The organism is Burkholderia sp. HAN2018 (assembly GCF_024704855.1).
GTDB lineage: Bacteria > Pseudomonadota > Gammaproteobacteria > Burkholderiales > Burkholderiaceae > Burkholderia > Burkholderia cepacia.
This window is the reverse complement of sequence record NZ_QOBB01000053.1, coordinates 25,344-46,162: the sequence shown is the minus strand read 5'-3', so window position 1 is coordinate 46,162 and position 20,819 is coordinate 25,344. Positions and strand designations below refer to the sequence as shown.

Genomic DNA, 20,819 nt, shown 5'->3' with positions numbered 1-20,819 from the left:
CGCGCTTGCCGCGCAGCGCGTCGCCGCGCTCAAGCGCGTGTCGGACCTGCTGAGCTACGCGGCCGAAGATCATCCGGGCCCGGGCGCGGCCGCCGCGCAGCACCTGTCGGCCTCGCTCGCGAAACTCGCCGCCGCGGACGCCGCGACGCGCGACCGCGCCGAGCGTGCGTTCTCCGACACGCTGCGCATCGCGCTCAACCAGCTCGCCTCGCTGCTGCAGCCGCAGGACATCACGCGCGAATCGCTGCCGCCGCAGCTCGTGCGCGACTGGGTCGCACCGGACGGCCACGCACTCGTGCAGATTTCGCCGAAGGTGCCGAAGGGCGTCGACCCGAACGACGACACGATGCTGCGCCGCTTCGCGAAGACCGTGAAGGCCGCGGAGCCGGGCGCGACCGGCGGGCCGATCTCGATCCTGCATTCGGCCGACACGATCATCAACGCGTTCCTGCATGCGGCACTGTGGTCGATCATCTCGATCACGATCCTGCTGTGGGTCACGCTGCGCCGCTTCGGCGACGTGCTGCGCACGCTGGTGCCGCTGCTCGTGTCGGGCATCGTGACGCTCGAACTGTGCGTCGTGCTCGGCATGTCGCTCAACTTCGCGAACATCATCGCGCTGCCGCTGATGCTCGGCGTCGGCGTCGCGTTCAAGGTGTATTTCGTGATGGCGTGGCGCGGGGGGCAAACCGGGCTGCTGCACTCGAGCCTCACGCACGCCGTCCTGTTCAGCGCCGCGACGACGGCGACCGCATTCGGCAGCCTGTGGCTGTCGCACCACCCGGGCACGTCGAGCATGGGCAAGCTGCTCGCGCTGGCCCTGACCTGCACGCTGATCGGCGCCGTGGTGTTCCAGCCCGTCCTGATGGGCAAACCGCGCGTCAAACGCGCCAAGAACCAATCGCAAGGAATCAATGAATAAGGTGCGAATCATTGCGGCGACCGTTGCCGCCAGCGCAGTGCTGACCGGCTGCGCGACGGGACCGAACCGCAACCCCAACGACCCGCTCGAGCCGATGAACCGGGCGATGTACAAGTTCAACGACACCGTCGACACGAACATCGCCCAGCCGATCGCGAAGGGTTACCAGAAGGTCACGCCGACGCCCGTGCGCACCGCGATCAGCAACTTCTTCTCGAACCTCGGCGACCTCGGCAACATCGCGAACAACCTGCTGCAGTTGCGCATCACCGACGCGACGCAGGACTTGATGCGCGTCGCGATGAACTCGCTGTTCGGCGTCGCCGGCCTGATCGACATCGCGACGCCGGCCGGGCTGCCGAAGCATCACCAGGATTTCGGCCTGACGATGGCGCGCTGGGGCGTGCCGTCGGGCCCGTACCTCGTGCTGCCCGTGTTCGGGCCGAGCACGTTCCGCGACGGCGTCGGCCGCGCGGTGGACGTGCGCTTCAACCTGCTCAACTACATCGAGCCGGCCGCGCGCAACCCGATGTACATCGCGCAGTTCATCAGCGCGCGCTCGGACCTGCTCGGCGCGACCGACCTGCTGAAGCAGGCCGCGCTCGATCCGTATTCGTTCGTGCGCGACGCGTACCTGCAGCAGCGCAAGTCGCTGACGTATCGCAGCCAGTCGTCGTCCGCGACGCTGCCGACCTACAACGAACCGGGTGAATCGGGCGCCGTGCCGGCCGCGACGCCTGCCGTGCCGGGGTTGCCGAACTACGAGGATCCGGGCGAGTCGGGCGGTACACCGGGCGCTGCGCCGAACAATGCACCGGCCGCGCCGGGGCTGCCGCAGTACGACGATCCGGGTGCGGACGGTGCGATGCCGGCGAGCACGCCGGCTGCTGCGCCTGCCGCGGCATCGGCAACCGCGCCGGCAACGCCTGCGAGCAGTCCGGCCGCGCAGTAACGCTGCAACGGTTACCGCCGCAAGGAAAAAGAGCGCTGCAGTTCAAATCTGCAGCGCTCTTTTTTTGTCCGCGATTTGTCCGCGAGAACCGGAAGGAAAGCCGGGAAGGGAGGGGGTGAGAAAAGCGGCGAACGCCGCTCAGACGATCCGCATCGCGCCCGCACGCTCGAATGCGTGCCGCGCCTGGATCAGCGTCGTGCGCGCCGCGCGCGCGTCGCTGGCCACCTGCAGCAGCGGGCCGAGCTGCGACGGCTGCTTCAGCAGCTCACGCAGGATCGGCAGGATTGCCGTGCTGCCGTCGTCGCGCAGGCCGGCCGTCGCCGCGCTGGGCAACGTGCGCCACGCCGGATCGACGATCGCGCGGCACACCGCGAACGGCACACCGCGCGCCGCCGCGAAGGCCGCCGCGATATGCGACTCCATGTCGACGGCGAGCGCGCCCTTCGCGCGATGCAGCGACGTCTTTTCCTGTTCGCTGACGACCGGTGCGCTCACCGCCGCGATCGTGCCGCGCGTGACGCGCGCCCACACCGGCGTGTCGTGCAGCGCGGCGACGAGCCGCGTGCTCCAGCGCGTATCGGTTTCGACGCGACCGAACGGCCCGTCGATCGCGTTCGCGATCACGAGCGCGCCGGGCGCCAGGTCGGGCGCGAGCCCGCCCGCGGTGCCGAAGCTCACGATGCCCGCGCAACCGCGCGCGGTCGCCTCGGTCAGCGCGCGTTCGAGCCGGTCGGCGCGCGCGGCGAAGACCGCTTCGACGCCGTCGCCGCGCGCAATGCGCGCCTCGAACGCCATCCCCGTCACGGCGATGACGGGCAGCATGCCGGTGGATTGCGTCGCCACGCGTTACAGCCCGAACGTGACGCGCGTCGTGTTGTCGCGCTTCAGGTTGCGATAGCGCGCGAGCGCCCACAGCGGGAAGAACTTGCGATAGCCGTGGTAGCGCAGGTAGAACACGCGCGGAAAACCCGTCGCCGTGAAGCGCGCCTCGTCCCACAGGCCTTCTTCGTTCTGGTTGGCGATCAGGTAGTCGACACCGCGCGCCACCGCCGGGTTGTTCACCTCGCCGGCCGCCATCAGGCCGAGCAGCGCCCAGGCCGTCTGCGACGCCGTGCTCGGCGCCTGTTCGAAGCCGCGATAGTTCAGCTTGTAGCTGTCGCCGTCCTCGCCCCAGCCGCCGTCCTTGTTCTGGATCGACAGCAGCCACTGCGCGCCGCGCTTCATGCGCGGATCGTCCGGCGTCAGGCCGGCCGCGTTCAGCGAGCACAGTGCCGTCCACGTGCCGTACACGTAATTCATCCCCCAGCGGCCGTACCAGCTGCCGTCCGGTTCCTGCTCCTTGAGCATGTAGTCGAGCGCGCGGCGCGCCGGCTCGCTGTTCAGCGGCGTCTCGCCGAGCTGCGCCAGCATCGACAGGCAGCGGCCCGACACGTCGGCCGTCGGCGGATCGAGCAGCGCGCCGTGATCCGAGAACGGGATGTTGTTCAGGTAGTACTGCGTGTTTTCCGGTTCGAACGCGCCCCAGCCGCCGTCGCTGCTCTGCATCCCGACGACCCACTCTCGCGCGCGTGCGATCGAATCGCGATACGCGTCGTTCTGCCGGAGTTTCTGCGCGCGATCCATCGCCACCGCGACCACCGCCGTATCGTCGACGTCCGGGTAGTGCGCGTTCGCGTACTGGAAAGCCCAGCCGCCGGGCCGCACGTGCGGGCGGCGCGAGATCCAGTCGCCGCGTACATCGAGGATCTGCAGCGGGCGCAGCCATTCGAGGCCGCGCAGCACGGCTTCCTCGGCACGCGCGTCGCCCGTCTCGAGCAGCGCATGTGCGGCGAGCGACGTGTCCCACACCGGCGACAGGCACGGCTGGCAATACGCTTCGTCGTCGTGCACGACGAGCAGCTTCTCGATCGACTTGCGTGCGATCGCGCGGTTCGGATGATCTTCCGCGTAGCCGAGCACGTCGTACATCATCACCGCGTTGGCCATCGCCGGATAGATCGCGCCGAGGCCGTCCTCGCCGTTCAGGCGCTCGTCGACGAACGAGACGGCCTGGCGGATCGCGCGTTCGCGCGTGTAGTTCGGGAACAGGCCGTCAGCCGCGCGCAGCGCATGGTCGACCACGCGGAAGAACGCGAACCAGCCGGGGCTCTGGTGACCCTGGCGCGGCAGCAGGCCGGCGTTGACGGGCGGATCGATGAACAGCTCGTCGATGCGCACGCCGCGCGGGTTCTTCGCGAGCGGGCGCTTCGCGTTCAGCACGAGCAGCGGCACGATCACGGTGCGCGCCCAGTACGACACCTTCGACAGGTGGAACGGGAACCACTGCGGCAGCAGCATGATCTCGACCGGCATCATCGGCACCGCGCGCCACGGAATCGCGCCGTACAGCGCGAGCTGGATGCGCGTGAACACGTTCGACATCTCGGCGCCGCCCATCGCGTGGATCGCGCGGCGCGCACGCTGCATGTGCTCGGCGTTCTCGTCGTCGCCGATCACCTTCAGCGCGAAATACGCCTTCACGCTCGCGCTGATGTTCGGCGCGCCGTCGGTGAACAGCGGCCAGCCGCCGTCGGCCTGCTGGATGCGGCGCAGATACTTGCCGATCTTCTGTTCGAGCTCGACGTTCGGCGTCTCGCCGAGATAGTGGACGAGCAGCACGTATTCGGCGGGAATCGTCGAATCGGCTTCGAGTTCGTAGACCCAGTGGCCGTCCGCGTTCTGCGCGGCCAGCAGCGCGTCGGTCGCACGCGCGACGGCCGCATCGACGCCGGCCGGCACGGTGCCGGCGGACAAGGTAGCCATTTCGGTGAGATCGTTCATCGGTCCCTCTGTTGCTTACTGTGTCTGGAGCACGTCCGCGGCCAGCTGGCCGGAGCGGATCGCGCCCTCGATCGTGGCGGGCAAGCCGGTGGCAATCCAGTCGCCCGCCAGCACGAGATTGGTCCAGCGCGTACGCACGGCCGGACGCTTCATTTCCTGCGACGGCACCGCCGCAAAGCCCGCGCGCGGCTCGACGACGAGCTGCCACGCGGGGATGGTTTCCGGGTTCGCGCCCGTCACGCGCGCGACGTCTTCCCAGATGCGCCGCGCAAGCGTGTCGCGCGGCGTGTCGAGCCAGCGGCCGGCGTCGCGGATCGTCGCCGCGAGCTGGCCGCCGCCGGTGCGCACCGCATCGACGACACCGTTCACGACCGCCGTCTGCAACGGCGTGCCGGCCGGCGCCTCGATCGCGAAGTACGCGGTCACGACCGCGCTGAACGTGTCGGGTGCGGTGAGCTCGGGCACGAGCGGCTGCGCGACCTCGGGCGGCACGGCCAGCACGACGGCGTCGCCCGGTGCGAGATCGATCCGCTCGCCGCCGACCGAGATCGCATCGACCGCATTGCCGTGCGCGCCGAATTCGAGCGCGTCGAGCCGCGAGTTCAGCCGGATCTGCGCGCCGCCGTGCTGCAGCATCCGCAGCGCCGGTTCGACGAATGCGCTGCCGAGACCATCGCGCGCGACGAGCGGACGGCAGCCGGGGCCGCCCGCGGCAAACGTGCCGCACAGCGCCGCACGCGCGAGTTCGGCGCTCGCATGGCGCGGCTCGACGTTCAGCACACCGAGGAAATACGGCCGCAGCCAACGTTCCCACAGCATGCCGTCGCATCGCATCGTCTGTGCGAGTGAGCGGCCCATGCGCGCGAACGCGAGCGGGGCGAGCGCCAGGTAGTCGAGCGGCGTCGTGCCCGGCGCACGCGACGCGGCATCGAACAGCCACGACGGCCAGCGCCCGTCGCCGAAGCGCAGCGTCCAGCGCTGCTGCGACGCGACGTCGACGACCGGGAATTCAGGCAGCGCGGGCCCCGCGAGCCGGTCGGCCGCGCCGATCGCGCGCAGGTAGCGCTGCGTCGCGGGCTGTCCCGCGAACACCGTGTGCAGCCCGCTGTCGAGCGTCGTGTTCAGCGTCCCGTCGAACCATGAGCGGCAGCGGCCGCCCGCATGCGCGTGCGCGTCGTGCAGCACGATGCGCCGCCCGCGGCGTTGCAGCTCGACCGCGGCCGACAGGCCGGCAAGGCCGGCGCCGATCACGTGGACGGTCCTGGGCATCGACTCGGTCGACTCAGAACAGCGCGTAGCGCGCGGCGATCATCAGCATGCGCGCCTTCGGCTTGCGCAGCGGCGCGCGCGGGAAGGCGAAGCCGCGTGCGATCGCGGCTTCGAGAATGCAGCGATACGCCCCCGACATGATGCGCGGCGCCTTCACCTGCGCACGCGGGCACGTATCCATCACCGCGTCGGCCTGGCGGAAATGCTCGAGCGCGCGCTCGACGAGCGTCGCGCACACGCGCGGCAGCGCCGGATCGCGCACGATCGTCGCCGGGTCGGTAATCGCGATGCCTTCGCGCGCGAGCAGCTCGCGCGGCAGGTAGCAGCGGTTGATCGCCGCATCGTCGTCGATGTCGCGCAGGATGTTGGTCAGTTGCAGCGCGCGGCCGAGGTGATGCGACAGCTTGATCCCTTCGGCTTCAGGCATCCCGAAAATCCTCACCGACAGACGGCCGGCCGCGCTCGCCACGCGATCGCAGAAGAGGTCGAGCGTCGGCTCGTCGGGCGCGCAGATGTCTTCGACCGCATCCATCGCCATCCCGTCGATCATCGCGTGGAAATCGTCGCGCTGCAGGTTGAATGCACGGATCTCGCGGTCGAGCGCGGCGAGATAGCGCGGCGGGCGGCCGGCGTAGCATGCGTCGATGTCGGCGCGCCAGCGATCGAGGCCCGCATTGCGCTCGGCGCGCGGCAGGTCGCTGTCGGCGATGTCGTCGACCGCGCGGCAAAACGCATAGACCTGGAACATCGCATCGCGCTGCACGGCCGGCAGGATGCGCATCGCAAGATAGAAAGAACTGCCCGATGTGACGGCAGCGGCGTCGGTTTCTTGTTCGTCCACGACGGAATTGGAAACGGCCAAGACAAGCTCCACGGAGACACCCACGCGGGGCGATTGAAGAAGCCATGCCCGGCTGGGATGGTCAGGGCGTCAAATGCGTGCGAGATATGCGAACGATCGACGCAGACAGGCACAAATTACCGGCCGGAAGCCGGAATTGGGCGAAAGTATAGCAATCTTTGAAGTTCGATGGCGGACACTCGCCGCATGCGGCGGCATGCCGGAGGCCGTTGGCCGGCAAGGGCGCCCGGCCCGGGCAGGAACCTGCACCGGCGGTGCGTCAGCCGTAGACGATGTCGCGCTGCAGGTCGAGCGCAATGAGCCCCATTTCGCGCGTGAGCTGCAACATCGAGCGACGCTCGAGGCGCGAGCCCATGAAACTCGTCACGTGGCCGTCGGGCTCCGCGGTGAACTGGAACACCGCGCCGCCCGTGCCGAACCACGCACCCGGCACGTCGGGCGATTCCTGCCAGTCGATCTGCGCGAAAACACGCGCGATGCCCGCGCGTATCAGGTCGCCCGGACCGATCGGCGGCGCGATGTCGCCCAGGTCGTCGAGCGAATAGGGGCCGGGTTTGTTCGGCTTCCGATAGAAGAGATAGTCGACGTTCATGGGGCGCAATCGCGGGCAAAGCAACAAATTAGCGCGCTTCGGGATAAATTCATATCGGATACGGACGAAATGTGGCCTGTACGAGACAAGAGGGACAGATCGAAAGCGGCCCGTCTGGGTGCGCGCGGGTTCGTCTAAGATGACACCTTTCTCAAAATCTGAAGACCCGGACACCATGGAGACGAACGCAAGCGCCACCCCGCAGTCCGATCATCCCGTTTTCGTGCTCGTGCACGGCGCCTGGCACGGCGCGTGGTGCTATGCGCACGTTGCGGCCGCGCTGGCCGAGCGCGGCCACCTGTCGATCGCGCGCGACCTGCCCGCGCACGGCATCAACGCCCGCTTTCCGGCTTCCTACTTCTCCCGCCCGCTCGACAAGGATGCGTTCGGCGCCGAGCCGTCGCCGGTCGCGAACACGACGCTCGACGATTACGCGACGCAGGTCATGCAGGCGGTCGACGACGCGTACGCGCTCGGCCACGGCAAGGTCGTGCTCGTCGGGCACAGCATGGGCGGCCTCGCGATCACGGCGGCTGCCGAACGCGCGCCCGGGAAAATCGCGAAGATCGTCTATCTCTCGGCCTTCATGCCCGCGTCGGGCGTGCCGGGCCTCGACTACGTGCGCGCGCCCGAGAACAAGGGTGAGCTGCTCGGCCCGCTGATGCTGGCGAGCCCGCGCGTCGCCGGTGCGCTGCGCATCGATCCGCGCAGCGGTGACACCGCATATCGCGAGCTCGCGAAGCGCGCGCTGTACGACGACGTGCCGCAGGCCGACTTCGAAGCCGTCGCGAACCTGATGACCTGCGACGTGCCGGCCGCGCCGTTCGCGACCGCGATCCCGACGACGGCCGCGCGCTGGGGCGCGATCGACCGCCACTACATCAAGTGCCTGCAGGATCGCGTGATCCTGCCCGCGCTGCAGCAGCGCTTCATCGACGAAGCCGACGCGTTCGCGCCCGGCAACCCGACCCACGTGCACCAGCTCGACAGCAGCCATTCGCCGTTCATGTCGCAGCCGGCCGTCCTGGCCGGCGTGCTGGCCGACATCGCGAAAAGCTGAGCACGGCACGCGCGGGGCGCATTCGCTCCGCGCGCAGCAGGGCGGTGCGGGTGCGCCTACGCGTAGGCCACCGAGCGGTCGCGCCCGAGGCGCTTCGCGCGATAAAGCGCGGCGTCGGCCTCGTTGACGAGCACGTCGCAAGTCGACGCGCCCGCCTTTGCACACGCGCCACCGACACTCGCCGTCACCGGCACGCTGACGCCCTCGGCATCGACCGGCACACTGCCGATCGCATCGCGCACCTTGTCGGCCACGAGCATCGCCTCGTCGAGATTCGTGCACGGCAGCAGCAGCGCGAATTCCTCGCCACCGAAGCGGCCGAACGTATCCTGCGCACGCACGATCGACGCGACGCGGCGCGCCGTCTCGCGCAGCACGGCGTCGCCGGCCGCATGCCCGAAACGGTCGTTGATCGTCTTGAAGTGGTCGAGGTCGAACAGCAGCACCGACATGTCGCCGCCGTAGCGCTGCCAGCGCGCGAATTCGTCGCCGAGCCGCGCCTCGAAGAAGCGCCGGTTCGCGATGCCGGTCAGGCCGTCTCGATTCGCGTGTTCGCGCAGCTTCGCGACCGCTTCCTCGCGCTCACGCTGCATCACGCTCACGTGCGTGACGTCCGAGATCGTCACGCACACCGCCTCGACGTCGCGGCCGCGCGTGAGCGGCATGAACGTGCAGTCCTGCTGCATGTAGTCGACGCCGCCCGTGATCGGCCGGTCGTGCTCGAAGCGGAACAGGTAGGGCCGCTGCTCCCACGAGCTGAACGCGAAGCTGCCGAGCTGGAACACGCTCTCGAGCTTGCGCGACAGCCACGCGCGCGGCAGGTCGGGAAAACAGTCGAACAGGTTGCGGCCGATCACGTCGGCGGCCGGGATACCGCTGTGGTCCTGCATGAAGCGATTCCACATCAGTACGGTCATCGCGCGGTCGAGCACGAACAGGCCGAAGCCCACCCGCTCGATCACGAGATCGCTCAGCGACGGGGTAGCGGCCGTCATAGCGCGGACAGCAACGCGTCGAGCGCGTCGCCCATCAGCCGGATCGAATCCTCGGCCATCAGCATCACGAAGTGAGCCCGGAACGCGTGGTCCTCGAGCCCGAAGTTCACCTCGAGCAGCAATGCCACGCTCCATGCCAGCTCGGTCGGCTGGAAGACATCGTCGAACGACACGTTCGCGCCGAGCAGCCCCGGCGGAAAGAACACCGGCTTGCGCCCGAGCTCGTCGAGGATCGATGCGACGCAGGCGCCCATGAGCACGTTCGCGACGTCGAACACGACTTCGTCGGGTGTCGCCATCCCGCCGTACACGCCTTCGCCGAACGTGCGGTCGACGACCGACATGAGCCGCGCGATGCTCGCGGTACGGCACAGCACGATCGCCTCGCCCTTGATGTCGGAACGGAAGCCCTGGCGCACGGCGGTCACGTTGTCGTAGATGCCCGTCATCTCGCGCAGCGCATCGCCCGCGTCGGTCGCTTTCACGACCCGCACGCGCGGCACCGACAGTTCGATGAAGCGCCCGAGCAACAACGCGAGCCGTGCGGCGGCACGGCCCATTGCGAGGTTGGCGATCTCCTGCAACGCGTCGCGTTGCTCCGCCGTGAACACCGAGTCAGGCATACAACCCATACTCCTTGAGAATGGGCAGCAATGCCTCCGACGTCACGGGCTTGGCAACGAATGCGATCGCGCCCAATTCGCGCACGCGTGCTTGCGCCTGCGGCTGGATATCGGCGGATACCACGATCACGAACGTGTTCAGATCTTCGTGGCGCAGTGTCTCCAGCACCTGATATCCGCTCATGTCGGGCATCGTCAGGTCCAGAAACATTACGGAAGCTTTGCCGTCACGATACAGCGCCAAGGCCTCTCGACCATTCGCGGCATACGCGACATCGACGTCCCAGCCTCCCGGCAGCGCCTTTGTCAGAAGTTTGCGAGCGAGCAGCGAATCGTCGGCAATTACAATCGGCAAAGGCATGGGGCGATGCGGTATACGGAATGGTCTCTCTCGCGTTAACGACCGCGCGGCGCACTTCTTGAGGCGCCGATGCGTTCGGGCGCGGGCAGCCGCCTTGCAACCGCGCGCGGGCGCCGCAACGCGGGCGCGCGCGACGCGCCGCGCGGCGAATCCCGGCGGGCGCAGATATCTGTCATAGGGAAAGCAAGGCGCGATTCTCGGAGTAAACCGGAGGCGATGCAACTCGCCATATTCACCATTTCGGACAGAATCGGTCCGAACATGCGCCATTCCGAAAACAGCCGCGACCATTTTCGAGATAAGCACGCAAAATTTTTCCTTGTGTACGTTTGCGCTGCCGGATTCGTCGCGTTTTCAATCTGACGAATTCCCCCTGTCGAAATCGACAGGATTACTTGCGTCCGGGGCCGTTCGGCGGGCCGTCGCAACTCGTTTATGATGGCAGGCACCTTCGCCTCACCCGCTTCCTCGATGACGTCCGACCGGCCCGCCGATTCCCACGCTCCCGCCTCCACGCCCGCCGACGACTGGCAGGACGACGGCAACTATGCGTCCGGTGCGCCCGAGCACGATTTCGCGGTGCGACGCGTGACGCTGATCGTGCTGCTCGTCGCGGCGATCGTGCTGCCCTGCATCTACGTCGTGGTGATGGCGTACAACGACCTGAAGACGCGCGAGGCCGCCGCGAGCGACGTGACGATGCGCACCGTGCGGGTTGCCGAGGAGCACGCGCTCAAGGTGTTCGACCTGAGCGAGACGCTCGATGCGCGCATCGTCGATCTCGTGCAGGACATGGACGATGCGACCGTGCGCAACAGGGAGTCCGACATCCACGAAGCGCTGAACACGATCGGCGGCGGCTATCCGCAGGTGGCTGCCGTGTCGATCTTCGGCGCGAGCGGGATGCTGCTCGCGAACAGCCTCTACTATCCGGCGCCCTATGCGTCGATCGCGAACCGCGACGATTTCGCCGGCATTCGCGACGGCAAGGTGATCGAACACATCTCGCGGCTGATGATGGGGCCGCTCAAGCTCGAGAACATTCCCGTGTTCAACACGGGCGTCGCGCGTCGCCATAGCGACGGTTCGTTCGCCGGAATGGTGTCGATCGCGCTGAAGTCGTCGTATTTCAACGCGTTCTACCGCGACCTGCTCGGCGGCGCCAGCACGCCGATGACGATGGCGCTCGCGCGCTCGGACGGCGCGGTGATCGCGTCGTATCCGCCGCCGCCGGCACTCGCGCACACCGACCGCGCCGTCACGTTCGGCGACGCACGCAACGATCCGCGCGCCGGTGTCGTGCGGGTGCGCCACGACGGCGCGAGCAGCGAGATCGTCGCGTATCGCCAGGTCGGCAGCTATCCCGTCTACGTGACGTGCTCGTATCGCACGTCGGCGATCTGGCGTGAATGGTACGAACACCTGAGCGTGCTGTTCCTCTCGATGTTCGCGCCGTCGGTCGCGCTGTGGTCGGTGATCTGGCTGTCGCTCAAGCGGCTGAAGGCGGAAGAGGAGGCGTGGGACCGCTGGCAGGCCGAAGCGTCGATGCGCCGTTCGATCGAATCGGCGTACCGGCAGTCGCGCAAGATGCAGGCGCTCGGCAATCTCGTCGGCAGCGTCGCGCACGATTTCAACAACCTGCTGATGATCATCTCGAGCAACGTGCAGATCGTGCGGCGGCGCGGGGTCCAGCATCTCGACAAGGAGCTCGGCGCGATCGAACGCGCGCTGAAGAACGGGCAGTCGCTCACGCGCCAGCTCCTCGGCGTCGCACGCAAGCAGCCGCTGCACAACGAGACGATCGACGTCGGGCAATGGGTCGGCACATGCCGCGAACTGCTGAAGACGTCGCTCGGTTCGAAATCGTCGCTGGTCGTCGCGATCGAGCCCGGTGTGTGGCCGATCCGCGTCGACGTCGCCGAGCTCGAACTCGCGGTGATCAACCTCGCGGTCAACGCTCGCGACGCGATGGCGGCCGGCGGCCGCTTCACGGTCGGCGCGCGCAACGTGACGCTGCGCCGCGAGGACGGCTTTCCGCTGACCGGCGATTTCGTGCAGATCTCGCTCGACGATACGGGTTCAGGCATGGCGCCCGACGTGCTCGCCCGCGCGTTCGAGCCGCTGTTCACGACGAAGGCCCAGGGGATGGGGACGGGGCTCGGCCTGCCGCAGGTATTCGCGTTCTGCGAACGCTCGGGTGGCCTCGCGACGATCGACAGCGCGGTCGGTGCCGGCACGTCGGTACGCCTCTACCTGCCGCGCGCGCGCGCCGAGGATGTCGTCGCACGGCCGCCGGCGGTCGCGCACGACGCGGGCACGGGCGCGCTCGCCGGCCTGCACGTGCTGCTCGTCGAGGACAACAGCGAAGTCGCGGCCGGCACCGAAGCGCTGCTGTCGCTGCTCGGGCACCGCGTGACCTACGCGCCCACCGCCGACGACGCGTTGCGCCTGATCGAAGGCGCGGCCGCGAACGACGCGTTCGACCTCGTGATTTCGGATATCCACATGCCGGGCAGCCTGAACGGCATCGACCTCGCCGAAGCGGTCGAGAAGCGGCCGGAGAAACTGCCCGTGATTCTCGTCACGGGTTACGCGGAGGAACTCGACCGCACGCGCACCGTCAACGTCCGCGTGCTGTCGAAGCCGTTCGACATCGCGCTGCTCGACGAGATCCTGCTGGGCATCCGCGAAGCGCGCGACGCACGGCACGCGCGACACGCCGGCACGTGACCCGCTAAGTGCGGGCCGGCGCCGGCGGCATGAACGGGGCGACGCTCAGGCCGACTTCAGCAAGCGCACCCAGCCCGTGTAGCGATCGACGAAACCCTGCAGGAACTTGCGGGTGTCTTCGCTGACGATCTGGCCCTGATCGTCGATGCGTGCCGGATCGTGCTTGATGAACATCTCGGGCTGCCCGAGCGTCTTCACGTCGAGGTACGCGAGCACGTTGCGCAGGTGCTGCTGCGCGAGCGCGGTGCCCGTCGCACCCGGCGACGTGCCGAGCACCGCACCCGGCTTGCCCGACCACGAATTGGAACCCCACGGGCGCGAGCCCCAGTCGAGCGCATTCTTCAGCACGCCCGGAATCGAGCGGTTGTACTCCGGCGTGAAGAACAGCAGCGCATCGGCGGCTTCGATCGACTGCTTGAAGCGCTTCGCGACTTCCGGGAAATCCGCGTCGTAGTCCTGGCTGTACAGCGGCAGTTCGCCGATCTCGACGAACTCGAACGAGAAATCGGCGGGGGCGAGCGAGATCACGGCGTGCGCGAGCGCGCGGTTCCACGAAGCGCGACGCAGGCTGCCGACGACCACAGCGATGCGATAGGACATGACATTCTCCTTCCGGTGAGTGAGGAATCGGATCGATTGCTTCCGAACGAGCGACAAAGGTCTGTTTATAGGCAAGCCAGCCCGCGAACCGCCCCACGGGGCCGGCCGGCCGACTTTCCACAAGGTTTTCCACAGAAATTGTGGATAACTTGACCGTTATGATCTGACGTTACAAATTGCCCGCCGCGTGTCGAGGTCGGACACGCGACACAGGGTTCGGCAAGCATAGCGCAGCGCGTCGACCGGTTTCGTGAATTCGTGACGGAACATGCATTGCAGGCGGGCACCGCGCCCAGTAAGCTGCTCGCACCGCGACGCGCCCGCTTGGTGGCGCACGCGATTGCCTCGAGACACCGCAACCCAGACATGCCGTCCGAATACGACGATCCCGCCTATCTCGCGCAACTGCGGCGCGACCTGCTGCGCTTCGCGCGACTCCAGCTCCGCGATGCCGACGCGGCCGAAGACGCCGTGCAGGAAGCGCTCGCCGCCGCGTGGTCGCACGCGGGCGATTTCGCCGGGCTGTCGGCCCACAAGACCTGGGTGTTCGGCATCCTGCGCAACAAGCTGATCGACGTGCTGCGCGCGCGGCAGCGCACGGTGAGCTTGTCGGCGCTCGATGCCGAGCTCGACGGCGAATCGGTGCTCGATCGCGAGCTGTTCAAGGAAAACGGGCACTGGGCCGCGCATGCGAAGCCGCGACCGTGGCCGCGCCCGGAAACGCTGTTGCAGCAGCAGCAGTTCTGGACGCTGTTCCAGACCTGCCTCGACCACCTGCCGGAGCAGATCGGGCGCGTGTTCATGATGCGCGAATTCCTCGACGTCGAGATTACGGACATCTGCAGCGAATTGACGCTGACGACGAATCATTGCAGCGTGCTGCTGTATCGGGCGCGCACGCGCCTGCGAACCTGCCTCAGTGAAAAAGGACTGACGACCGAAGATGCTGCCGGGGAAATGTACTGACGTGACGCGACTGCTGTCGGATGCGCTGGACCGGCATCTGACCCTGCATGAGCGCCTGCAGGTGCGTGTACACCTGCCGACCTGCAGTGGCTGCAGGGCCTATCGCGGTCAGATCGCACTGCTGCGGACAGCCGCGAAAGCGGCGGCGGGGCGGGGGCCGGACGACGACGATGGGTCGTCCGGGGAAGGCTAGGGTCGGCTCGCTTGGCTGCGATCGCCCGGGTGGTGGTCGCATGGTGTCCGGCGATCGGATCTGCTTCGAATGCCGATGTTTGCAGCGGGCCGATGCAATCAGAAAAATACGGCGGGCAAGAATTATTCGAACAGCGCCTGCACCGATTCGGGCGGCCGGCCGATGGCGGCCTTGCCGCGATAAACGACGATGGGCCGCTGCAGAAGAATCGGATGAGCGGCAATCGCCGCGTAGGCTTGTGCGTCGGTCAGATCGGCGCGGGCCAGATTCAGCGTCTTGTACGGTTCCTCTCCGTCGCGCAGCATGTCTCGAACCGGGCGGCCAAGCTGCCGATGCAGTGCTTCCAGTTCCTCTACCGTCGGTGGCGTCTTCAGGTACTCGACGACATTCAGAGGCGCACCGGTGGTATTCAGCGACTCGATCAAAGCAAGCGTCTCGCGCGACTTCGAGCATCGGGGGTTGTGGTAGATCGTGATCATCATTCAAGCCTGGAGGGTAGAGCCCCGTATTGTAGCCAGTCTGCATCGGGTGTCTGGGCGGGGAGGTTGGCGCGGGATCGCGGGATTTCGAGTGGATTCGCTGCCTCGCGGAAGTAGATGGATGAGGTTGTGCGACGGACCATGAGAAGGGAGTGCTGTTCGGGATGCACTTCACGGCGTTGCGTTGATGTGTTTATGCGCATAAAGGTGAGCGATGTTCTGTCACGGGATGACAGATCGAGGTGCCGCACGCCAGATCAATACGATGGGAGGCTCCGACCGGAAAGGAGGCGGGCGGGTGCGTTGTACGTCGGTTGGTTTATGCGCATAAAGCGGGCGGTTGCCGGGCGAGGCAGCTCTCGATTCGCGGCGTGGTGACAGTGGAAACGTCCTCACGTGGATGCGATTGCTACGTCGACATGCCCGCTGGTCAATCGCCGCGCACTGGATTCCGGAGCAGTCGGGGTGTGATCTTTCGCCGCTCGCCGCTCGCCGCTCGCCGCTCGCCATCGCCATCGCCATCGCCATCGGCCGCAGTTTATGCGCATAAACGAGACGCCCAAAGGCAGCGAGGTGTGCCGACGTACACGGGTTCAGCGGCATGCCTCAACGCGGTGTACCGGGCCAGGACATACCGCTAACACTCCACTCTCAGAGGTGCAGTTCCCCCCGGTCACGCGGCCGACAGCCGCGGTTTCAGCGGAGTTTATGCGCACAAACTCTCCAGCTCTCAGCCCCAACCGCCTCATCGAACGAAAGGGCAGCACACCACGATCCCGCGGCAACTCGCTACTCACACCAGCGACGCCACACTGGATGACTCAAACCCCGCCCCGTTCATCGACGTTGCAGGCATCCGCCACACGATCCAGTCGGGTCACTCGCCATCTCCGGTTCGTTTATGCGCATAAACCGATAGCCCGAATGGCCAATGCGTAGTTGTCGAACGACAATTTCATTGAAATTCAAATATCGTCCTGTAGAATTCCAACGACCAAAATAGGAGTGAAAATTGGCCGCGGAAATCATTGCAGTCACTCAACAAAAAGGTGGCGTCGGCAAAAGCACGATTGCCATGCACCTCGGTGCCGCGTTCCATGAAAAAGGGAAGCGCGTCCTCGTCATCGACGCAGACCGTCAAAACACGCTGGTTCACTGGTCGAGCGCATCCGGCGACAGCGAAAACGGCATCCCGTTTCCGGTCGTCAACCTTGCCGAAGCCGATGGCCAAATCCATCGCGAGATCAAGAAGTTCATCAACGACTACGACATCATCGTCGTGGACTGCCCGCCGTCGATCACCGAGAAAGTGTCGGGTGTCGTCCTGCTGGCCGCATCGATTGCCGTGATTCCGACGTCGTCGTCGCCGGCTGATTACTGGTCGAGCGTTGGGCTGGTCAAACTGATCCAGCAGGCGCAGGTCATGAACGAAGACCTCCGCGCAGTCTTCCTGCTGAACAAGACCGAAGAGAAGCGCATGCTGACCCGCGAGCTCAAGCGCGCGCTCGAGGAACTCGGCTTCCCGTTGCTGAAAACGCAGATCCCGACCCGGGAGGCGTACAAGCAGGCGATGGCGCTCGGTCAGACCGTGCTGCAGATGAACGATCGTGGCGGCAAGCTGGCCGCCACGGAAATTCGCGCATGCGCCGACGAAATCGTCGCCATGCTGCCCTGACTTTATGCGCACAAAGGAGTCACATGAAACCCTCCCAATTTGCCAAAGGATTCCAAGCGCGCCCGGATATCACGACGAGCGAGAAGCGCACGGCGCTCGATCGACTCAATGCGATCGACGGCATCGTCAAGTCCGAGACCCCCACCCCGGCGCCGACCAAATCCGCGAAGAAAGACACCGCGCCGCAGCCCGCTCCCGAGCTCACGCTCGATCCGTCGATCGATGAATCGGCGCAATATCGTGCGTGGCGTCTAGAGAACCGCTATGCGCCCGGGCAGGTGATCGAGCTGTCGCTGAAGGCGATCAAGCATAGCCCGTTCAATCCGCGGCACTTCTATCTGAAATCGTCGATTGCCGAACTCGCGGTCAACCTCGCGAAGCAAGGGCAACAGCAGGCGATCCACGTGATTCCGGATTACGACAATCCGGGCACGTATTTCGTCAGCGATGGCGGCCGCCGCGTGCGGGCGCTGAAGGAAGCCAACAAGGAATCGGTCAAGGCGATCGTGATCGACGTGCCGATCGGCATCCAGAGCTACAAGCTCGGCTACGATCTCAACGTCCAGCGCGATTCGCAGACGGTGTTCGACAACGCCGTCGTATGGCGCCGCTTCCTCGACGACAAGCATTTCCAGAGCCAGAAGGAACTCTCCGAGCACCTCGGCCTCGACGAATCGACGGTGGCCGTCGCCCTGTCGATCGGCAAACTGCCGGAAGCGATCATGCAGGAAATGGTCGCGCGCCCCGATCGCTTCGGTTCAAACATGGCGTATCAGGTCGGCCGCTATCACAATGCGCGCGGCACCGAGGCCACGCTGCGGCTGATCAACAAGATCGTGTCGGACGATCTCAGCACGCGCCAGGTGTCGGACATCGTCAAGGGCCGCGTCGCGGCGCAGGAAACGCCGAAGGCTGCCGGCCGTCAGCGCTATGCGCAGCGTCTCGAGATCAAGCTTGGCGGCAAGTCGGTCGGCGACCTGAAGTCGTATGGCGAAGATCGCATCGAACTGCGCCTGCGCGGCCTCCCGAAGGACAAGCGCGACGCGATCCTCGAGCAGCTCGAGCGGATGCTGTTGTCGGAGTGACGGAAACGGCCGGTTGGGCCTGGTGAAGATGCCGGGCCCGCCAACCGAGGGCGGGGCCGGCGGCGGCCCGTCAGCGGGCCTGAGCGGGCCTCAGGCGGCCCGCGACTGGTTCAGCGTGAACGACAGCAGGTCGCCGTCCGTCGGCTCGCCCCAGGTCTTCTGAGCCAGCCAGTCGAAAAAGGCCGTCTCGGCCAGCTTGGAATCGAGGCCGCGCTTGCGCCAGTCGTCGCGCAGATGGGTGCCCATCGTCGGCAGCGCCTCCGACTCGAACGACTCGCGCGCCACTTCGCGCTCGGCGTCGCCCTGCTCTTCGTACAGCACCTTCGCTTCCTTGCGGCGGAACGCAGCGAACTCGCTCAACAGGCGTGCCTTCAGATCGTCCGGCTGGGCCGCCGCAATCTTCGCAGGCGGCGTGCCGGCAGGCAGCGCGTCGACCGATTCGACCGGCGGCGCATAACCCTTCTTCAGCGCATCCTTGAACAACGCCGGCGCGCTGCGCACCGGCGGCAGCGTCGTGCTGCGCATCCGCTGCTCGGTCATCTGCAGCGCGGCACGAATGCGGTTTTCCTCGCTGTCCGCATAGAGCGTCTGCGCTTCCTTCAGCGGGATCCCGATCTTCACCATCCGGTCGACCAGCGTGCTGTCGAACACGTTCGGATGTTCGTCGAGCGCGAGCATCGGCTGCTTGCGCTCGGTCACACGGAACTGGATCTCCGCGACCCGACGCCCTTCACGGTGTTCGATCAGCTCGACGAAGATGTTGGTGACCGCGTTGACTTCCGCGATCGCGGGACGCAGATAGTCGCGCTTGAAGTACTTGTACTCGCGCTTCGCTTCGTCGCCGGCTTCCGTGTCGGGCGTGCCCGACAGGATCGGCCGCCACCACTCCCACGGCTCACGCATCGTCAGGTGGCTCGGGTTCGTCAGGTAGCGCACGCAGATTTCGTACAGCGCGAGGCCGGCGCTGCTGCGCAGCTGGCTCTGGAACTGCAGGCTCAGGCGCGCGTACTGGACCGGGTCGAGCAGCTTTTTCTTGATCTTCGGCGCGAACGAGAATTCGACCCACACGCGGCGGGTCGCCGGATCCTCGAGAATTTCGGCGTCGGCGATCAGCGTCGAGATCCCCCACTTGCGTCCCGGCTTCTGGCTCGACGTCCCCGTGCTCCATTCGACCTGCACCGACACCATGCGGCGCAGGTGTTCCTTCACCAGCGCGGTGTCGTTCGAATCGAAAGCGGAGTTGGCGACGATGTCCGAGAGCAGCGCGCGATATGTATCGCCCGAGTCGTCGGCCTGCTGCGCCACGGCCAGCAGGACATTGAACAGCTTGCGAGTGAGGAGCGTGATCTTGCCGCTCTTCGGCTGAATTGCGATCGCCTCGACGGCCTTACGCAATTCGGCTGAACTGGCACTCACCACATCCACATCGGTTTTCTTGGCGCGCTTCGTCGTGGCCATACGTCGGGTCGGAGGAGAAGTTTTCCGGAAGGATAGCGTCTGCGGTGAAGTGCGTCCAGAACGACATGCTCACCATAGCGGGTGAAGTGCGCGTGTAAAACGGCACTCACCCCAGGCGCTCCCGAAAATCCTCACCGGTCCGGATTTGCAGCGTTCCGGACTCGTCCAGACGTGCTGCGGGATGCGCCGATTCACAGAATTTCACCTGTGCCCGGAACGTGCGAAATGCACTCCCGTATCGGCTCACCTTTCGATTTGTCGTAATTTTACGACTGCGCTGCCGTGAGTTCGGCACAGGGTTGCGATCCCACCTCATCGCACTTCCCGATACGACCCGTTCAGGCCTGTATGCATGTACAGACGCGACTCTCCGGGCGATCGTGATCGGGTTCGCCGCCCCGGAAGACGCCCGCCAAACCGGCCCGCGGGACCCGAACGAACCTGCTGTGTCGGCCCGGGCGCGCATTGTACAGCGCACAAACCGTATCGGGTCCCGAAAAAACTCACCTTGAGCACAGCATGTTCATTCATCTGACTGCCGACGAATGCCCGGCACGCGCGGGATCCGCCATCAGAGCCTCCCGAAAACGCTCACCTTACCGAAAAATCGCTGTGCCACTTCTGGCACGGAAATGGCTCCCGAAAAACCTCACCGTAACCGACGCGGTATCAAAAACCTCAATGCCTTCCGATACTTATGCACAGAAGGCATTTGGCTGTGCGCCACCGACATCCCCCGAAAAGCCTCACCTTTCGACGGAAATCCTTCATACGACAACGGTATGTCGCCCCCCGGAAAATCTCACCTGTGCCAAAAAGAGGCACAGCAAAAACGAGATTTCTTCCAGTCCTGGCGGGCTTTTCGGCCAATTCGGCCGTCCACGGATCCCGAAAACACTCACCTTTGACCATTTTTCGGGCAAATTCCATTCCCGGAAAGGCTCACCTGTGGCCCGAATCACAGTCTGTGATCCATGCCCCGAAAAAGCTCACCTCAGCGGGATCCGGGCAGGAAAACCCGGATTTCCCTCCCGAAAAACCTCACCTTTAGTGCATCACAGGCCCACGAGAGCACTTTTGCTGTGCAAAATGGCGTCCCTTTCCCGGAAACCCTCACACCAAACACCCGTGGAGTCCCGTGAAACCTCACCTTTCACAGAAACTGCCTAAAAGATGG

18 protein-coding genes and 1 pseudogene are annotated in these 20,819 nt (G+C 66.0%); 8 read left to right on the top strand and 11 right to left on the bottom strand.

The features are described from left to right. Window positions 1-922 (top strand): annotated as a pseudogene (locus DPV74_RS16210) (RND transporter); the annotation flags it as partial. Next, window positions 915-1,874 (top strand): VacJ family lipoprotein, encoded by a 960-nt coding sequence (locus tag DPV74_RS16205; RefSeq protein ID WP_059693247.1) that lies wholly within the window; start codon window positions 915-917, stop codon window positions 1,872-1,874. The pseudogene DPV74_RS16210 and the gene DPV74_RS16205, both read left to right, overlap by 8 nt. A gap of 138 nt (window positions 1,875-2,012) precedes the next feature. Here DPV74_RS16205 and DPV74_RS16200 read toward each other — a convergent pair whose 3' ends face one another. The 5 genes from DPV74_RS16200 to DPV74_RS16180 form a co-directional block, all read right to left on the bottom strand. Next, a complete protein-coding gene (locus DPV74_RS16200) occupies window positions 2,013-2,696 on the bottom strand; it encodes a phosphorylase (protein WP_119337568.1) in 684 nt (227 codons plus the stop codon). Window positions 2,697-2,720: 24 nt separating this feature from the next. Further along, on the bottom strand, window positions 2,721-4,694 hold the full coding sequence (gene shc, locus DPV74_RS16195) for a squalene--hopene cyclase (protein WP_021161397.1): 1,974 nt from the start codon (window positions 4,692-4,694) through the stop codon (window positions 2,721-2,723). Between the two features lie 15 nt (window positions 4,695-4,709). Next, window positions 4,710-5,963 carry a hydroxysqualene dehydroxylase HpnE gene (gene hpnE, locus DPV74_RS16190; RefSeq protein WP_060083902.1) on the bottom strand — a complete coding sequence of 418 codons (1,254 nt, stop codon included), beginning with the start codon at window positions 5,961-5,963 and terminating at the stop codon, window positions 4,710-4,712. A 13-nt stretch (window positions 5,964-5,976) separates the two neighbouring features. Further along, window positions 5,977-6,825, bottom strand: coding sequence for a presqualene diphosphate synthase HpnD (gene hpnD, locus DPV74_RS16185; protein ID WP_119337567.1), 849 nt, complete (start codon window positions 6,823-6,825; stop codon window positions 5,977-5,979). A 259-nt stretch (window positions 6,826-7,084) separates the two neighbouring features. Continuing rightward, on the bottom strand, window positions 7,085-7,417 hold the full coding sequence (locus DPV74_RS16180) for a hypothetical protein (RefSeq protein WP_027790205.1): 333 nt from the start codon (window positions 7,415-7,417) through the stop codon (window positions 7,085-7,087). A gap of 175 nt (window positions 7,418-7,592) precedes the next feature. Here DPV74_RS16180 and DPV74_RS16175 point away from each other — a divergent pair, with 175 nt between their 5' ends. Beyond that, window positions 7,593-8,477, top strand: coding sequence for an alpha/beta fold hydrolase (locus tag DPV74_RS16175; RefSeq protein WP_060194173.1), 885 nt, complete (start codon window positions 7,593-7,595; stop codon window positions 8,475-8,477). 56 nt (window positions 8,478-8,533) lie between these two features. Here DPV74_RS16175 and DPV74_RS16170 read toward each other — a convergent pair whose 3' ends face one another. Genes DPV74_RS16170 through DPV74_RS16160 form a run of 3 tightly spaced genes read right to left on the bottom strand, consistent with a single transcriptional unit; the run spans window position 8,534 to window position 10,456 of the window. Continuing rightward, window positions 8,534-9,472, bottom strand: coding sequence for a GGDEF domain-containing protein (locus DPV74_RS16170; RefSeq protein ID WP_060083904.1), 939 nt, complete (start codon window positions 9,470-9,472; stop codon window positions 8,534-8,536). Further along, window positions 9,469-10,095: a chemotaxis protein CheC gene (locus DPV74_RS16165; RefSeq protein WP_021161391.1), complete on the bottom strand. Its 627-nt coding sequence runs from the start codon at window positions 10,093-10,095 to the stop codon at window positions 9,469-9,471. The genes DPV74_RS16170 and DPV74_RS16165 overlap by 4 nt, the downstream gene beginning before the upstream one ends. Next, the gene (locus DPV74_RS16160; RefSeq protein WP_021161390.1) at window positions 10,088-10,456 is read right to left on the bottom strand and encodes a response regulator; all 369 of its coding nucleotides are present in this window, start codon (window positions 10,454-10,456) and stop codon (window positions 10,088-10,090) included. Before DPV74_RS16160 ends, DPV74_RS16165 begins: the two co-directional genes overlap by 8 nt. A gap of 471 nt (window positions 10,457-10,927) precedes the next feature. On the opposite strand from DPV74_RS16160, the gene DPV74_RS16155 reads away from it, so the two are divergent. Then, window positions 10,928-13,186 carry a hybrid sensor histidine kinase/response regulator gene (locus tag DPV74_RS16155; RefSeq protein ID WP_059693255.1) on the top strand — a complete coding sequence of 753 codons (2,259 nt, stop codon included), beginning with the start codon at window positions 10,928-10,930 and terminating at the stop codon, window positions 13,184-13,186. Between the two features lie 45 nt (window positions 13,187-13,231). Here DPV74_RS16155 and DPV74_RS16150 read toward each other — a convergent pair whose 3' ends face one another. After that, window positions 13,232-13,786 carry an NADPH-dependent FMN reductase gene (locus tag DPV74_RS16150; RefSeq protein ID WP_011353625.1) on the bottom strand — a complete coding sequence of 185 codons (555 nt, stop codon included), beginning with the start codon at window positions 13,784-13,786 and terminating at the stop codon, window positions 13,232-13,234. A gap of 366 nt (window positions 13,787-14,152) precedes the next feature. On the opposite strand from DPV74_RS16150, the gene DPV74_RS16145 reads away from it, so the two are divergent. Together DPV74_RS16145 and DPV74_RS16140 are read left to right on the top strand one after the other, a co-directional pair. Beyond that, window positions 14,153-14,752, top strand: a complete 600-nt coding sequence (locus DPV74_RS16145; RefSeq protein ID WP_042976293.1) for an RNA polymerase factor sigma-70 — start codon at window positions 14,153-14,155, stop codon at window positions 14,750-14,752. Beyond that, complete coding sequence (locus tag DPV74_RS16140; protein WP_059495285.1) at window positions 14,730-14,945, top strand: zf-HC2 domain-containing protein; 216 nt, start codon at window positions 14,730-14,732, stop codon at window positions 14,943-14,945. Before DPV74_RS16145 ends, DPV74_RS16140 begins: the two co-directional genes overlap by 23 nt. A 122-nt stretch (window positions 14,946-15,067) precedes the next feature. Here the strand turns inward: DPV74_RS16140 and arsC are convergent, their stop codons facing one another. Continuing rightward, the gene (gene arsC, locus DPV74_RS16135) at window positions 15,068-15,427 is read right to left on the bottom strand and encodes an arsenate reductase (glutaredoxin) (protein ID WP_059523093.1); all 360 of its coding nucleotides are present in this window, start codon (window positions 15,425-15,427) and stop codon (window positions 15,068-15,070) included. Window positions 15,428-16,436: 1,009 nt separating this feature from the next. Between arsC and parA the strand changes: the two genes are divergently transcribed. Beyond that, entirely contained in the window at window positions 16,437-17,099 is a 663-nt protein-coding gene (parA, locus tag DPV74_RS16130) for a ParA family partition ATPase (RefSeq protein WP_027790199.1), read from the top strand. Window positions 17,100-17,122: 23 nt separating this feature from the next. Further along, window positions 17,123-18,184 carry a ParB/RepB/Spo0J family partition protein gene (locus DPV74_RS16125; RefSeq protein WP_021163724.1) on the top strand — a complete coding sequence of 354 codons (1,062 nt, stop codon included), beginning with the start codon at window positions 17,123-17,125 and terminating at the stop codon, window positions 18,182-18,184. A gap of 90 nt (window positions 18,185-18,274) precedes the next feature. Here the strand turns inward: DPV74_RS16125 and DPV74_RS16120 are convergent, their stop codons facing one another. Continuing rightward, on the bottom strand, window positions 18,275-19,642 hold the full coding sequence (locus tag DPV74_RS16120) for a replication initiation protein (RefSeq protein WP_021163723.1): 1,368 nt from the start codon (window positions 19,640-19,642) through the stop codon (window positions 18,275-18,277). Window positions 19,643-20,819 lie beyond the last annotated feature (1,177 nt).